Origin of the sequence: Barrientosiimonas humi, from assembly GCF_006716095.1 — a bacterium.
Taxonomy (GTDB): domain Bacteria; phylum Actinomycetota; class Actinomycetes; order Actinomycetales; family Dermatophilaceae; genus Barrientosiimonas; species Barrientosiimonas humi.
Map to the genome: position 1 here is coordinate 2,275,659 of NZ_VFOK01000001.1, position 14,241 is coordinate 2,289,899.

The 14,241-nt window shown below is 73.2% G+C and carries 13 protein-coding genes; 6 read left to right on the plus strand and 7 right to left on the minus strand.

Annotated features, from left to right (window positions below; translation table 11 throughout):
* Positions 1-45: 45 nt before the first annotated feature.
* On the plus strand, positions 46-444 hold the full coding sequence (locus FB554_RS10645; RefSeq protein ID WP_142005937.1) for a MerR family transcriptional regulator: 399 nt from the start codon (positions 46-48) through the stop codon (positions 442-444).
* Between the two features lie 26 nt (positions 445-470).
* On the opposite strand, the gene FB554_RS10650 is transcribed toward FB554_RS10645, so the two are convergent.
* The 4 genes from FB554_RS10650 to FB554_RS10665 form a co-directional block, all read right to left on the minus strand.
* A complete protein-coding gene (locus FB554_RS10650) occupies positions 471-866 on the minus strand; it encodes a VOC family protein (RefSeq protein ID WP_142005938.1) in 396 nt (131 codons plus the stop codon).
* A gap of 87 nt (positions 867-953) precedes the next feature.
* A complete protein-coding gene (locus FB554_RS10655; RefSeq protein ID WP_142005939.1) occupies positions 954-2,510 on the minus strand; it encodes an alkaline phosphatase D family protein in 1,557 nt (518 codons plus the stop codon).
* A gap of 155 nt (positions 2,511-2,665) precedes the next feature.
* Positions 2,666-3,310 (minus strand): response regulator, encoded by a 645-nt coding sequence (locus FB554_RS10660; RefSeq protein WP_142005940.1) that lies wholly within the window; start codon positions 3,308-3,310, stop codon positions 2,666-2,668.
* Positions 3,307-4,470 (minus strand): sensor histidine kinase, encoded by a 1,164-nt coding sequence (locus tag FB554_RS10665; protein WP_142005941.1) that lies wholly within the window; start codon positions 4,468-4,470, stop codon positions 3,307-3,309. Before FB554_RS10665 ends, FB554_RS10660 begins: the two co-directional genes overlap by 4 nt.
* A 119-nt stretch (positions 4,471-4,589) precedes the next feature.
* Between FB554_RS10665 and FB554_RS10670 the strand changes: the two genes are divergently transcribed.
* The 4 genes from FB554_RS10670 (at position 4,590) to FB554_RS10685 (ending at position 9,258) form a co-directional block, all read left to right on the plus strand.
* Positions 4,590-5,321, plus strand: a complete 732-nt coding sequence (locus tag FB554_RS10670) for a GAP family protein (protein WP_142005942.1) — start codon at positions 4,590-4,592, stop codon at positions 5,319-5,321.
* A gap of 7 nt (positions 5,322-5,328) precedes the next feature.
* A complete protein-coding gene (locus FB554_RS10675; protein WP_142005943.1) occupies positions 5,329-6,216 on the plus strand; it encodes an AAA family ATPase in 888 nt (295 codons plus the stop codon).
* Positions 6,200-7,690: a vWA domain-containing protein gene (locus FB554_RS10680; RefSeq protein ID WP_142005944.1), complete on the plus strand. Its 1,491-nt coding sequence runs from the start codon at positions 6,200-6,202 to the stop codon at positions 7,688-7,690. Before FB554_RS10675 ends, FB554_RS10680 begins: the two co-directional genes overlap by 17 nt.
* Positions 7,691-7,932: 242 nt before the next feature.
* The gene (locus tag FB554_RS10685; RefSeq protein WP_142005945.1) at positions 7,933-9,258 is read left to right on the plus strand and encodes a hypothetical protein; all 1,326 of its coding nucleotides are present in this window, start codon (positions 7,933-7,935) and stop codon (positions 9,256-9,258) included.
* A gap of 326 nt (positions 9,259-9,584) precedes the next feature.
* Here FB554_RS10685 and FB554_RS17360 read toward each other — a convergent pair whose 3' ends face one another.
* The 3 genes from FB554_RS17360 to FB554_RS10700 all read right to left on the minus strand — a co-directional run bounded on the left by FB554_RS17360 (position 9,585) and on the right by FB554_RS10700 (position 12,339).
* Positions 9,585-10,922 carry a serine/threonine-protein kinase gene (locus tag FB554_RS17360; RefSeq protein WP_211344577.1) on the minus strand — a complete coding sequence of 446 codons (1,338 nt, stop codon included), beginning with the start codon at positions 10,920-10,922 and terminating at the stop codon, positions 9,585-9,587.
* Positions 10,915-11,388, minus strand: a complete 474-nt coding sequence (locus FB554_RS10695) for a helix-turn-helix domain-containing protein (RefSeq protein WP_211344578.1) — start codon at positions 11,386-11,388, stop codon at positions 10,915-10,917. The genes FB554_RS17360 and FB554_RS10695 overlap by 8 nt, the downstream gene beginning before the upstream one ends.
* A 99-nt stretch (positions 11,389-11,487) precedes the next feature.
* Positions 11,488-12,339 carry an aldo/keto reductase gene (locus FB554_RS10700; RefSeq protein WP_142005947.1) on the minus strand — a complete coding sequence of 284 codons (852 nt, stop codon included), beginning with the start codon at positions 12,337-12,339 and terminating at the stop codon, positions 11,488-11,490.
* Positions 12,340-12,435: 96 nt separating this feature from the next.
* Between FB554_RS10700 and FB554_RS10705 the strand changes: the two genes are divergently transcribed.
* Entirely contained in the window at positions 12,436-14,220 is a 1,785-nt protein-coding gene (locus tag FB554_RS10705) for an acetyl/propionyl/methylcrotonyl-CoA carboxylase subunit alpha (protein WP_142005948.1), read from the plus strand.
* Positions 14,221-14,241: the final 21 nt, after the last annotated feature.

Consider the following 14,241-nt stretch of genomic DNA (forward strand, 5'->3'; position numbering starts at 1 on the left):
GCGGGTCACTTGACGTTGACGTCAACGTAAAGCATGCTCCCGGCCATGACAAGTCGAGCCGGGGCACCGCCGCGCACGTGGAGCATCGCCGAGCTGGCGGACGAGTTCGACGTCACGCACCGCACCCTGCGCCACTACGAGCAGATCGGCCTGCTCAGCCCCGAACGCCGAGGAACCACAAGGGTTTTCCACCGCCGCGACCGCACCCGGCTGGAGCTGATCCTGCGCGGGAAGCGCATCGGGTTCGACCTGGAGGAGATCCGCCGGATCATCGACATGTACGACGAGCAGCCCGGCGAGGAGGGACAGCTGCGCTACCTGCTGGAGCAGGTCGCCGACCGGCGCGCCGAGCTGGAGCGGCGGCGGCAGGACATCGACGACAGCCTCGCCGAGCTCGCCACGCTGGAGCGCCGCTGCCGCGCCGACCTGCGGCGACTCGCGTAGCCGACCTCGAGCTGGTCGGGCACGCGTCAGTCCGTGTCGACGTACAGGCAGAACGGGTGGCCGGCTGGGTCGAGCAGCACCCGCACGTCGTCCTGCGGCTGGAAGTCGGCGAACCGGGCGCCGAGACGCTGCGCGTCGGCGACGGCGGCGTCGAGGTCACGCACGCCGATGTCGAGGTGCAGCTGCATGTGCGCCTCCCCCGGTCCGTTCGGCCACACCGGCGGGGCGTAGTTCTCCTCGCTGGAGAACGCCAGGTTCGCCCGCGCGCCGGGGATCTGCATCGTGCACCAGTCGGGCTCGTCGCTCGCGAGCGGCCAGCCGAGCAGGTCGCGATAGAAGTACGCCAGCTGCCGGGCGTCGGACGCGCTGAGCACCGTGCCGATCCAGCCGGACAGGTGGGGTCGTTCCTCGATCTGGCTCATGGCTCATCGAACCACTGGCCCCGGCTGAGTGGTCACTCGTGGCGGGTGCAGCCGCGCCGACACCGGCAACGAGTGACCACTCAGAGCTCAGCTCGGCTGCAGCTCCCGCCGCCACAGCACGCTCCCGTTGATGTCGCGAAGCGACGCGGTGAGCAGCCCGTCGTCGGCGATGTCGACGTGGCCGAAGAAGTGCGCGGTGCCGGCGCGCGGTGACTGGTTGGTCGTGCCGTGCTTGACGAACACCGCCTCCGGCCCGAACGTCCCGTCCAGCTCGTTAGGACCGAAGCCACCGGCCGAGATCGGCCCGGCGACCAGCTCCCAGAACGGGTCGAAGTCGGTGAACGCGGCGCGCGAGGGGTCGTAGTGGTGCGCCGCGCAGTAGTGCACGTCGGCGGTCACCCACAGCACGTTGCGCACCCGGGCCCGCTTCAGCTCGCGCAGCACGTGGGCGATCTCCAGCTCGCGCCCCAGCGGCGCCCCGTCGTCGGCGTTGGAGATCGACTCCTGCGCCTTGCCGTCGGGCACGATGAGCCCGATGGGCAGGTCGGCCGCGATCACCTTCCAGGTGGCGTTCGACCGGCGCAGCTCGCGCACCAGCCACGCGGTCTGCTCCGGTCCGAGGATCGAGGTGCGCTGCGCCTCCAGACCAGCGGTGTTGGGGCTCTTGTACGTCCGCATGTCGAGGCAGAACACGTCGAGGTGCTTGCCGCGAGAAACCTTGCGGTAGATGCGGTTTCGGCCGTCAGGCGTCCTGCGTCCGCGTGCTGCACCGTCGCTGATCGGCTGCCACTCGCGCCACGCCTGCCGCGCCCGGGCGGCCAGCACGTCGACCCGCTTCTCGGTGTACCGCGGGTCGTCGAGGATCTCCCCGGGGTACCAGTTGTTGACCGTCTCGTGGTCGTCCCACTGCGCGAGCACCGGCACGTCGGCGTACATCGCGCGCAGGTTGGTGTCGAGATGGTTGTAGCGGTGCCGCCCGCGGTAGTCCGCCAGCGTCTCGGCCACGCGGGTGACCTCGGGGATGACCAGGTTGCGCCAGACCTGCCCGTCGGGCTCGGTGACGGTCGGCTCGATGGGGCCGTCGGCGTAGATCGTGTCGCCGGAGTGGATGAAGAAGTCGGGGCGGGTGGCGTGCATCGCGCGGTAGCCGACCATGCCCCCGACGTCGGGGTTGATGCCCCAGCCCTGCCCGCAGGTGTCACCGGTCCACACGAAGCTCTGGCCGGCCCGCTGCGTCGGCGCCGTGGGGAGCCGCAGCACCCCCGTCTCCCCCTGTACGCCGTCGCCGGACTCGAACGACAACCGCACCTCGTGCTCGGTGCCGGGCCGCAGTCCCCGCAGGTCCAGCTTCGCGGTGAGGTCGCTGTCGGGGGTCGCCCACGGCCCCCGCACCACGCGCCGCGCCCGGCCGACGCGCACCTCGGCGACCAGGCGCCCGGGCTGGTCGGAGCGCGCCCACACCACACCTCCGTTGGTGGTGACGTCGCCCGACATGACGCCCTGGGGCAGGGTCGGGCGACCGGTGCGCACCAGGGACGGCGCGGCCGCGGCGGGTCGCGCGCCGAGCAGGCCGCCGCTCAGCGCCCCCGCCCCCGCGACTCCCAGTGCTCCGGCGAACAGGCTCCTGCGATCGATCTCGCTCATGCGGCCAGCCTCCCGGCCGGACGTGTCGCACAGGCGACTCCGAGGTGGCCAGCAACGATCGAACAGCTCGGTGAGTGGTCACTTGTGGCGGGTGCGACGCGCGTCGCACCCGCCACAAGTGACCACTCGGCAGGGCGGGGCAGCGCGGCGGGGCCCTACGCCAGCCCGGCGTCCCGCGCGATCAGCGCCGCCTGCACCCGCGAGCTGCAGCCGAGCTTGGTGAGGATGCGCGACACGTGCGTCTTGACCGTCGCCTCCGACACGCCCAGCTCACGCGCGAGGTCGACGTTCGACAGCCCCCGCCCGAGCCCGGCGAGCGTCTCGCGCTCCCGCTCGGTCAGCCCGCCGAGGTCGACCTGGGCCGGTGCCGGACGCCGCTCCTGCTCCGCGACGGCGGCCAGCACCTGCCGGGTCACCTCGGGAGCGAGCACGCCCTCCCCCGCCGCCACCCGGCGTACGGCGTCGGCCAGGGCGTCGGCGTCGATCGTCTTGAGCACGTAGCCGGCCGCGCCCGCGGCGATGGCACCGCTGACGTACTCGTCCAGCCCGAACGTCGTGAGCACGAGCACCTGCGCGAGCCGCTCGCGCACGATCTGCTCGGTGGCGGCGATGCCGTCGACGCGCGGCATGCGCACGTCCATCAGCACGACGTCGGGCCGCAGCGCGCGAGCGTTCGTCACGCACGCGGCGCCGTCGCCGGCCTCGCCCACCACCGCGAGGTCGGGCTCGGCGTCGAGGATCATCCGCAGGCCCGCGCGGATCGCGTCGTGGTCGTCGGCCAGCAGCACCCTGATCGTCATGCCTGCACGGGGATCCGCGCCCGCACCGACCACCAGTCCTGGTCGCCGGATCCCGTTCCCTCCCAACCGCTCTCGAACTCCCCGCCGAGACCTTCGGCGCGCTCTCGCATGGTCAGCAGGCCGAGTCCGGAGCCCGGCACCACGGTCGTACGCCTGCCGCGGCTGCGCACCTCGACGCCGACGGCGTCGTCGTCGCCCGACACCCGCAGCTGCGCCTCGCCGGCGCCGTGCCGGGCCGCATTGGTGAGCGCCTCCTGCACGATGCGATAGGCCGCGTGGTCGACCGCGACGGGCAGCTCCGGGGGCGGGTCGACCTGCGCCTGCACCGCCAGCCCGGACCGCTCGGCGTGCCGCACCAGGTCACCGACCAGGTCGAGCCCGGGCGCGGTGGTGAGGTCGTCGGCCGCCTGGTCGCCGTCCCGCCGCAGCAGCGTGATCATGCGGGTCAGCTCCCCCACGGCGCGCACGCCCGAGGCACGAATCGCGTTGAGAGCGTTGCGTTCTGGAGTGCCGGCCGCGGCGTGCCGGAGCCCGCCCTCGGCCTGGAGGGCGATCGAGGCGAGGTCTCCCGCGACGGCGTCGTGCAGGTCGCGCGCCATGCGCGCCCGCTCCTCGCGCACGGCGGTCTGCCGGTCGTGCTCTGCGTTGCGGGCCGCCAGCTCGGCGAGGTCGGCCTGCCGGCGCACGTCGACGGCCCACCACACCGGCGTCACGAGCACGGCGAAGGCGAGCAGCCCGATGTTGGCCGCATCGCGCAGGTCGAGCCGCACGATCCCCGACACCACGAGCGCCGCCACCGACAGTCCGACGACCGCGCGCCGCAGCCGCTCGACCCACGCCCACGGCCACGCGAGCGCGCCGGTGTAGAGCACCTCCCACAGCACCAGCACCGACGCGAGGCTCCACCCCCAGGCCAGGTCGAGCGCGGCCGTCAGCACCGCGATCCCCAGCACTGTCAACGGGAATCGGCGCTGCACGGTCACCGCCGCGAGCCCGACCGTCACCGGCAGCAGGTGCCACCACACCGAGGTGCGCCCGAGCACCGTCGTCTCCTCGGCCAGGCCCATGAGCACCACGGCGACGCCGGCGAGGAGCAGCCAGCCGGCCGTACGCCGGTCGCGGCGCACGAGCGACGGGCTGGTCTTCACCGGGGCTGGCAAGGACCCATTGTGACCGCCGCGCAGCACGCCCGAGTCATCCGAACGACGTACCCTCGCGGCCGGCAGGTCCGCCGATCCGGCGACGCGCGGACCCGCGCGCGCCTGGTGCCCTGGCTGCCATGTCGCTCCCGCTCCTCGGCGCCCTCGGTGGCCTGGCTCTCGTCGACTCCACCAGCATCGGCACGCTGCTGCTGCCGGTCTGGTTCCTGCTCGTGCCGCACGGGGTGCGCACCGGCCGATACCTGCTCTATCTCGGCACGCTCGCGGTGTTCTACGCCCTCGTCGGGGTGGCGCTGCTGCTCGGCGGGCGCGCCTGGCTGGGTGATGTCGGCCGGCAGCTGGAGACCACGTCGGGCGCCCGGGTCGCCCTGGTCGTCGGCGTGGTCCTGCTGGTCGGGAGCTTCTTCATCGGCAACGGCAAGGGCAAGGGGCCGGGCCGGCTGAGCCGCTGGCGCGACCGCGCGATGGGCCCCTCCGGCGCGCAGGGCACGTCGGGTCCCGGTGGCGTCGTCGGGCTGGCGCTGCTCGCCGGGACCATCGAGGTGGCCTCGATGCTGCCCTACCTCGGGGCGATCGGGCTGCTCGCGACCTCCGACCTGTCGCTGGCGCCCCAGCTGGGGCTGCTCGCGGGCTACTGCCTGCTCATGGTGGCGCCCGCGGTCGTGCTGCTCGGGCTGCGGCTCGGCGCGCGCCGCTGGGTCGAGCCGCAGCTGCAACGGCTCGCGGCCTGGATGGAGCGCGGCTCCGGCGAGACGATGGCCTGGGTCGTCGGCATCATCGGCTTCCTCGTCGCGCGCAACGCCTGGCCGCAGGCCGACCTGGCTGCCCTGTGGGAGTCGCTCGCGGGATGATGGCGGCATGACGCCGCAGCCCGAGTCCGCCCTCGCGACCGTCGACGCCACGCGCGAGGCCCTGGCGAGCGCCGACTACCTGGCCTCCGACGCGGTGGCGACGACGACGTACCTCGCCTCGACGCTCGGCAAGCCGCTGCTGGTCGAGGGCCCGGCGGGTGTCGGCAAGACCGAGCTCGCCAAGGCGGTCGCCCGCGCGACGGGCCGTCGGCTGGTGCGGCTGCAGTGCTACGAGGGCGTCGACGAGGCCCGCGCGCTGTACGAGTGGAACCACGCGAAGCAGCTGCTCGCCATCACCGCCGAGCGCGAATCCTCTTGGGACGCAGTGCGATCCGACATCTTCGGCGAGGAGTTCCTGCTCGCCCGCCCGCTGCTGACCGCGATCCGCAGCCCCGAGCCGGTGGTGCTGCTCGTCGACGAGCTCGACAAGGCCGACGAGGAGATGGAGGGGCTGCTGCTGGAGATCCTGTCCGACTTCCAGGTCACCGTCCCCGAGCTCGGCACGGTCGCCGCCACGACGCACCCGTTCGTGCTGCTGACCTCCAACGCCACCCGCGAGCTCACCGAGGCGCTGCGCCGACGCTGCCTGTTCCTGCACCTGGACTATCCCGACGCCGAGCTCGAGCGGCGCATCGTGCAGCTGCAGGTGCCCGGCCTGCCCGAGACGCTCGCCGCGTCGGTCGTGCGCGTCGTGGGCGCGCTGCGTGACCTCAACCTGCGCAAGTCGCCCTCCATCGCCGAGACCGTCGACTGGGCGCGCACGCTGCTGGCGCTCGGGGCTGACGAGCTCGACCCCGCGCTGGTCCGCTCCAGCCTGGGCGTGGTGCTCAAGCACCAGGACGACATCGCGACCGTGATCGCCGACCTCGACCTGGACCGTGCCCTCGCCGGCTGAGCGCGGCGCCCCCAGTCGAGGCGCGCCCGCGCCCGACGCGCTCGCCGAGCGGCTGGTCGACCTGACCACCGCGCTGCGCGGGCACGGTCTCGGCGTCGGGACGTCCGACGTCGCCGACGCCGGTCGCGTCACCCGGGTGCTGGGACTGGACGACCGCGAGCGGTTGCGCGAGGGCCTGGCCAGCGCGCTGCTGCGGCGCAGCGGGCAGCGCGAGGTGTTCGACCAGGTCTTCGACCTGTACTTCCCCGCCGCGCTCGGCGCGCGCAGCGACCTCGCCGACGTCGAGCTGCCCGAGGGTGACCCCCGCGAGGTCGCCGAGGCGATCCGGGCGCTGCTCACCGACGCCCTGGCGACCAACGACGAGCGAGCCCTGGAGCAGCTCGCCGCGCTCACCGCCGAGCGCCTCGGCGAGCTGGCCAAGCAGCCCGGCTGGTCGGCAGCCCAGGCGCTCGACCGGCTCGCCCCGCAGACCGCGATCGCCGGCGCGATGGAGCAGGCGCAGGCTCGACTCGTCGGCGACGGCGAGGGCGGCGCGACCAGCGCGCAGGGCGGTGGGAGTGCCGGGTCCGGCGGCGGCGCGGTCGGGCAGGGCGGCTTCGCCGAGAGCCTCGCCCGCGACGAGATGCGTTCTCGCGTGGCGGAGTTCAGGCGCAAGGTCGAGGCGGAGTCGCGCCGGCGCAACGCCGAGCTGCGCGGCCGCGAACGGATCGCGCGATATGCCGTCCGCGACTCCGCGGACCGGCGCGACTTCCTCAGCTCGGGCAGCCGCGACCTCGCCGAGCTGCGCACCACGATCGATCCGCTGGCCAAGCGGCTCGCTGCCAGGCTCTCGGCGCGGCGACGCCAGGCTGCGAGAGGTGAGATCGACGTACGCAAGACGCTGCGGCGCTCGCTCTCGACCGGCGGCGTGCCCATCGACCCGGCCATGGCCCACCGGCGGCCGCACCGCCCCGACCTGGTGCTGCTGTGCGACATCAGCGGGTCGGTCGCCGGGTTCTCGGCGTTCACGATGGCGCTGATGCAGGCGCTGTCGACGCAGTTCCGCAAGCTGCGCGTGTTCGCGTTCGTCAGCACCACCGACGAGATCACCGACCTGGTGCGCGACGCCGACCGGCTCGCCGACGACGTCGTGACCACCGCGCTGCGCACCCGCAAGGTGCTCGGCTGGGGCGCGAGCAGCAGCTACGGGCAGGCGCTCGACAGCTTCGTCGACGGCCACCTCGACGCGATCGGCCCGCGCAGCACCGTGCTGATCCTCGGCGACGCCCGCTCCAACTACGGCCTCCCCCGGCTCGAGCAGCTGCGCACGATCCGCGACCAGGCGCGGCGGACGTACTGGCTCAACCCCGAGCCCGCCCGCTCGTGGGACACCGGCGACTCGCTCGCGGGCCAGTACGCCCGCGTCGTCGGCATGCACGAGTGCCGGAACGTCGAGCAGCTGCGCACGTTCGTGGGCCGCACGCTCGCGGGGTAGGGCACGCGAGCCGCCGGCAGCCCGGCACGCCGTGAGTGTGCGCGACACGCCCATGCGACGGCGCCGGAAGGGGCCACTACTGCACTCTCACCGTCAGCGGGCCCCTCGACGAGGCCGCTCGCTCGGGTTCGGCGTCCTGGCTGTCGACGCCAGCCCCGACGCCGCTGAGTGACCAGGGCGAGCGCCGCCGGCTCCCGCCAACGAGGACGTACGCCCGCCTCACCCTGGTGGATACTGGCCCGGTGCGTCTGCGACTCCTCGCCCTGCCCGCGGTCCTCGCTGCCGGTGTCGCCACGCCGGCGGTGGCGGCGCCCGTGACTCCGCGGGCCGCGTTCGAGCCGTCCGGGGAGCAGGTGCAGGCCAGCACCGCCACCGGCTCGGCCAAGGTGCTGGAGCCGGGGAGCTACCGCACCTCGTTGCCCGCCGACGAGACCAAGCGCTTCTTCAAGCTCACCCGCTCCCCCGGCGAGGGACTGAGCTTCGCGATCATGGGCCAGCCCACCGAGAACGGCCAGAAATACCTCGCCGGCCAGGACCAGTCCCTGCACGTGTCGATCGCGCTGCCCGACGGCACCAGCTGCGTCAGCGACGACTACGCCACGAAGAACAAGGACGCACCGCTGGCCCAGCTGCTGCGGGTGGTGTCCACCATCGACCCGACCGGAGCCAAGCGGCAGAGCTTCCTCAACGAGGACTGCGCCGCAGCGACCAGCTTCACGGTCTCGGTCTGGCGCGAGACGCCGCCGGCCGGGTCGAGCCTGCCCGTCGAGATCCGCGTGCACCGGCAGCCGAAGATCACCGGGCAGCCCGGAGCCCCCGCGACCGAGGCGGAAGCGAGCCTGCTGCGCGTCGAGCCGCAGGAGGGCGGCGAGCCCGTCCCCGCCGGCCAGGGCTTCGGTGACGCCCCGACGCTGCCGAACGGCACGGTGCCGCTCGATCTCGAGGTCGGGCAGCAGGTGTTCTACAAGGTGCGCGCGGGATACGGCCAGCGCGTGGCGGCCTCGCTCGAGGTGCCCGCGAACGACAAGAACTTCGCGCCCAAGAACGACCTGTCGGTGCAGCTGAACCTGTGGACGCCGCAGGGCGTCCAGCTCGACCCGGGCAACTACGACCTGTCGCGCACGGGGTCGCTCATGGCCAACAGCGGCGAGGCCAAGACGCTCGGGGTCTACACCCCCACGATCAAGTACGCCAACCGCGACATCACCTTCACCAGCCTCAGCGACTACGGCGCCAGCGCGGCCTGGGCCGACACCGCCGGGTGGTACTACGTCGGCGTCCTCGTCGCGCCCGGCCAGGCCGAGGACCGCAACGGCACCTTCGCCAAGATCCCCAGCCGGCTCAGCGTGCGGGTGTCCGGTCAGGAGCAGGCGGGCCCGACGTACGTCAACGCCCAGGGGGCAGCGCTGAACCAGCCCGGCGTGGGTCAGGTGAGCACTGAAGGGACACAACAGGATTCGGCGGCCGGGTTGCCCTGGTGGAAGATCGGGGTCGGCGCGCTCGCGGTGCTCGCGGCGGCCGCCGCCTGCGTCTGGGCGATCCGCGCCCGGCCCAAGCTGGTCGAGTAGGCCCAACCAAGCCGGTCGAGTAGCCGAGCCGCTAGGCGAAGGCCCAACCAAGCCGGTCGAGTAGCCGAGCCGCTAGGCGAGGCGTATCGAGACCCCCGCAGCCATGCTGGTCGAGTAGGCCGAGGAACGAGGCCGTATCGAGACCCCCGCAGCCATGCTGGTCGAGTAGGCCGAGGAACGAGGCCGTATCGAGACCCGCCTCGAGGGTCTCGATATGGCCACTCGCTACGCTCCCGGCCTCCTCGACCACCGTGTTCCTGCCGCTCCCGGCCTCCTCGACCACCGTGTTCCTGCCGCTCCCGGCCTCCTCGACCAGCATGACGGCGTCAGCCGGATCCGGTGCCCTGCCAGCGGTACTGCCCGTCGACGAAGCGGCAGGTGAGCCGGGTGCCGTCGGCGTCGGCCTCGGTCGAGCCGGCGTCGGACCAGCGGCAGGCACCGCCGAGCTGCGCCTGGCCGGCGGGTTCCTGCGGCGCCTCCTCGCCCTCCCACGGCGACAGCAGCAGCGCCCCGATCGTGAGCAGCGCCAGCAGCGGGGCCAGCACGAGCACGAGCAGCGGGGTGCGGGGGCGCTTCGGCGGTGCGGGGTGGGTGGTCTCGATACGGCCCTCCGCAGGCTCCGGGCCTGCTCGACCGGCGTGGGTCGGGCCTACTCGACCGCCTTGGGCCGGGCGGGTGGTCTCGATACGGCCCTCCGCAGGCTCCGGGCCTACTCGACCAGCTTGGGTGGGGCCTGCTCGACCAGCTTGCGTGGGCCGCCACTGCTGGGTGTCGGTGCCGGTGGGAGTGGCGCCCTGCTCCCCCGGCCGCAGGAACTCCCCCTCGCTCACGCCGGTGAGGTCGGGCATGTGCCGGAAGACCTCGATCTCGGTCTGCGGCACCCACGCCAGCTCCGGGTCCTCCAGCACCCGCAGGGCCTCGCGCGCGCTCGCGGGGCGGCCGGCGGGCTGGGGGTCGGCGAGCCGAATCAGCAGCTGCCACAACGAGTTCGGGACACCGTCGGGTCGAGGCGGCAGGTCGAGCCGCTCGGTGCGCATCTGCGGGCGGGGCCGGTGGCCGGTGACCAGCTGGAAGCCGACCATGCCGGCGGCATAGAGGTCCGCCACCGGGTCGGGGTCGGCCCCGCGCAGCTGCTCGGGCGCGAGATAGCCCGGCGTGCCCATGACGACGGACAGGCTGGTCAGCCGCGGCGCGTCGGTCGCGAGCGCGACGCCGAAGTCGGTGAGCCACAGGTGCGGCCGGTCGGTGCCGGTGGCGTCGAGCAGCAGGTTGGCCGGCTTGATGTCGCGGTGCACGACGCCCGCGGAGTGCACGGCGTCGAGCGCGGCGAGCAGCTGGCGCAGCAGCTCGGCGGCGAACCGCGGCGGCAGCTGGCCGTAGTCGCGCACCAGCGTCGACACCGAGCCGCCCTCGACGATCGGCATGGTGAACAGCACCTGGTCGTCCTCGCCCGCCCAGCCGAGCGGCGTCACGACGTGCGGGTGGTGGATGCGCATGCCCTGCTCGCGCATGAACCGCAGCAGCGACCCCGCGTCGGACTGGCGCAGCACCTTGGCGGCGACGATGCGGTCACGCTTGAGGTCGCGCACCCGCCACACGGCACCCATGCCGCCCTCGCCGATCATGTCGATCAGCTCGTAGCGACCCGCGAACACCTCACCCACGCCGGCCTCCTGCCGCTTTGTCGAGTACGTCTGCGAGGGCCGTCGAGATCGGCGCCACCGCCTGCGCGCTGGCCCGCAGCTGGTCGGGCGAGGCCAGCGAGCGCAGCCCGCCGAGCAGGGTCGAGGCGTCGACCGCGGTCACCCGCGTGCTGGTCAGCGTGCGCTCGGCCTCCTGCACCTCGCGCAGCTGTTCCTCGGCGGCCTCGGCCGGCAGCGTGCCGCCGCTGCGGGCGAGGTCGACCAGGTGCTGCAGCCGCGCCACGACCGCCGGGTTGCCGATCTTGACCCGCCGGGCCGACATCAGCTGCGACAGCATCGGCGCCGAGAGCCCGAGCACCTCGGCCATCCGCGCCTGGGTGATGCCGAAGTGCTCGCACAGGCGACGCAGCAGCGGGCCGAGCGGCTCGCCGTACAGCTGCGCCTGCGCGGCGAGATTGCGCTCGACCTCCGGGTCGGCCACCGCCATCGCATCCCCCTGGAACGCACGAGTCCCGGGATTCGCGGTTGCGAACCCCGGGACAGCGTACGGGTGGTGCGGCCGGGCGCACGCCCGACTGTCGGCAGGTCAGCCGTTGAACGTCTTCGGGTCCGGCCCGAGGCGCTCGCCACGGTCGAGACCCTCGATCGCCTTCAGGTCCTCGTCGGTCAGCTCGAAGCCGAACACGTCGAAGTTGCTCTTGATCCGCTCCGGCGTGACCGACTTGGGGATCACGACGTTGCCGATCTGCAGGTGCCAGCGCAGCACGACCTGCGCGGGGGTGACGCCGAGGCGGTCGGCGATGCCGGTGATGACCGGGTCCTGCAGCACCTCGCCGCCCTGGCCGAGCGGGCTCCACGCCTCGGTCCGGATGTCGTTGGCCTGGTGGAACTCGCGCAGCTCGCGCTGCTGGAGGTAGGGGTGCAGCTCGATCTGGTTCAGCGCGGGCAGCTCGCCGGTCTCCTCCTGCAGCCGCTGCAGGTGCTCGACCTCGAAGTTGCACACGCCGGCGGCGCGGGTCTTGCCCTCCTCGCGCAGCGCGAGCAGCGTCTTCCAGGTGTCGACGTAGGCGTCCTTGGCCGGGACGGGCCAGTGGATGAGGTAGAGGTCGACCGCGTCGAGACCCAGCTTGCCGAGCGAGGTGTCGAGGGCGGCGCGGGTGGCGTCGGTGCCCTGGTCGTCGTTCCACACCTTGGTGGTCACGAAGATCTCGTCGCGGGCGAGGTCGGTGTCGGCGAGCGCCTGGCCCACGCCGGCCTCGTTGCCGTAGATCGCGGCGGTGTCGACGCTGCGGTATCCCGCGTCGAGCGCGTTGGTCACGGCCTCGGCGGCCTCCGCGTCCGGCACCTGCCAGACGCCGTACCCCAGCTGCGGGATCTCGACGGTGCCGGATCCGGCACGCAGGGCGACGGCGGGGACGGGGGTGTTGGTTTCAGCCATGTCTCGCGCAACCACACCGGCGCCGCGATTTATGCCCGGCCGGCCACCCGTGCTCGGTGTGACGACCGTCTCAGGCCGGCGTTAGAGTCCGCTCTCATGGCCCCCGTGCGCAAAGTCCTGATCGCCAACCGCGGTGAGATCGCCGTACGCATCGCCCGAGCCTGCAAGGACGCAGGCATCGGGTCGGTCGCGGTCTACGCCGAGCCCGACCGCGACGCGCTGCACGTGCGCGTGGCCGACGAGGCGTACGCCCTCGGCGGCAGCACCCCCGCCGACAGCTATCTGGTGCAGGACAAGCTGATCGAGGTCGCGCAGCAGGCCGGCGCCGACGCGGTGCACCCGGGTTACGGCTTCCTCGCGGAGAACGCCGAGTTCGCGCAGAAGGTGATCGACGCCGGCCTCACCTGGATCGGGCCCGGCCCCGAGGCGATCGACGCGCTCGGCGACAAGGTCAAGGCGCGGCACATCGCGCTCGCCGCCGACGCCCCGCTCGTGCCCGGCACCAAGGACCCGGTCTCCGGGCCCGACGAGGTGGTCGCCTTCGCGCAGGAGCACGGGCTGCCCGTGGCGATCAAGGCGGCGTACGGCGGTGGCGGCCGCGGCCTCAAGGTCGCCCGCACCATCGAGGAGATCCCCGACCTGTACGACTCGGCCGTGCGCGAGGCGGTCACCGCCTTCGGGCGCGGCGAGTGCTTCGTCGAGCTGTTCCTCGACAAGCCGCGACACGTGGAGACCCAGTGCCTCGCCGACAGCCAGGGCGACGTCGTCGTGGTCTCCACCCGTGACTGCTCGCTGCAGCGGCGCAACCAGAAGCTCGTCGAGGAGGCGCCCGCGCCGTTCCTCACCGACGAGCAGCACGCCGAGCTGGTGCGCGCGTCGAAGGCGATCCTCCAGGCCGCGGGATACGTCGGCGCCGGCACCTGCGAGTTCCTCGTCGGGCAGGACGGCCACATCTCCTTCCTCGAGGTCAACACCCGGCTGCAGGTCGAGCACCCCGTGTCGGAGGAGGTCACCGGCATCGACCTGGTGCGTGAGCAGCTGCGCATCGCCGCCGGCGAGCCGATCGGATACTCCGACCCCGAGCCGGCCGGGCACTCGATCGAGTTCCGGATCAACGGCGAGGACGCCGGCCGCGGCTTCCTGCCCGCGCCCGGCACCGTCACCCGCATGCAGGTGCCGTCCGGCCCCGGCGTGCGCTGGGACGCCGGCATCGTCGAGGGCGACACGGTCGCCGGCGCGTTCGACTCGATGATCGCCAAGCTGATCGTCACCGGCGCGAATCGCCAGCAGGCACTAGCGCGTTCGCGTCGCGCTCTCGACGAGCTCGAGATCGAGGGCATGCCCACCGTGGTGCCGTTCCACCGCGCGGTGGTCAGCGACCCGGCGTTCGCGCCCGAGGCCGCCGACGAGCCGTTCACCGTGCACACCCGCTGGATCGAGACCGAGTTCGACAACCAGGTCGAGCCCTACGCCGGCCCCGTCGGCGAGGCGAGCGGCGAGCAGGCGGCGCGGCAGGCGTACGTCATCGAGGTCGACGGCCGCCGGATGTCCCTGACGCTGCCGGCCGACCTGCAGCTCGGCGGGGGCGGCGGGGCGGGGGCACCCGCGCGCAAACCGGCTCCGAAGCGCTCGCGCGCCGGCGGGGGCAGCGCCGCCGCGTCGGGCGACGCGCTCACCGCGCCCATGCAGGGCACCATCGTGAAGCTCGCCGTCGAGGACGGCGCCACCGTCTCCGCCGGCGACACGGTCGTGGTGCTGGAGGCGATGAAGATGGAGCAGCCGATCACCGCGCACAAGGACGGCGTGGTCTCCGGACTCACCGCCGCGGTCGGCGAGACCGTCGCCGCCGGCACCGTGCTGGCGCAGATCACGGACGCCTGACCGCGCCCGCTCCCGCCCTCC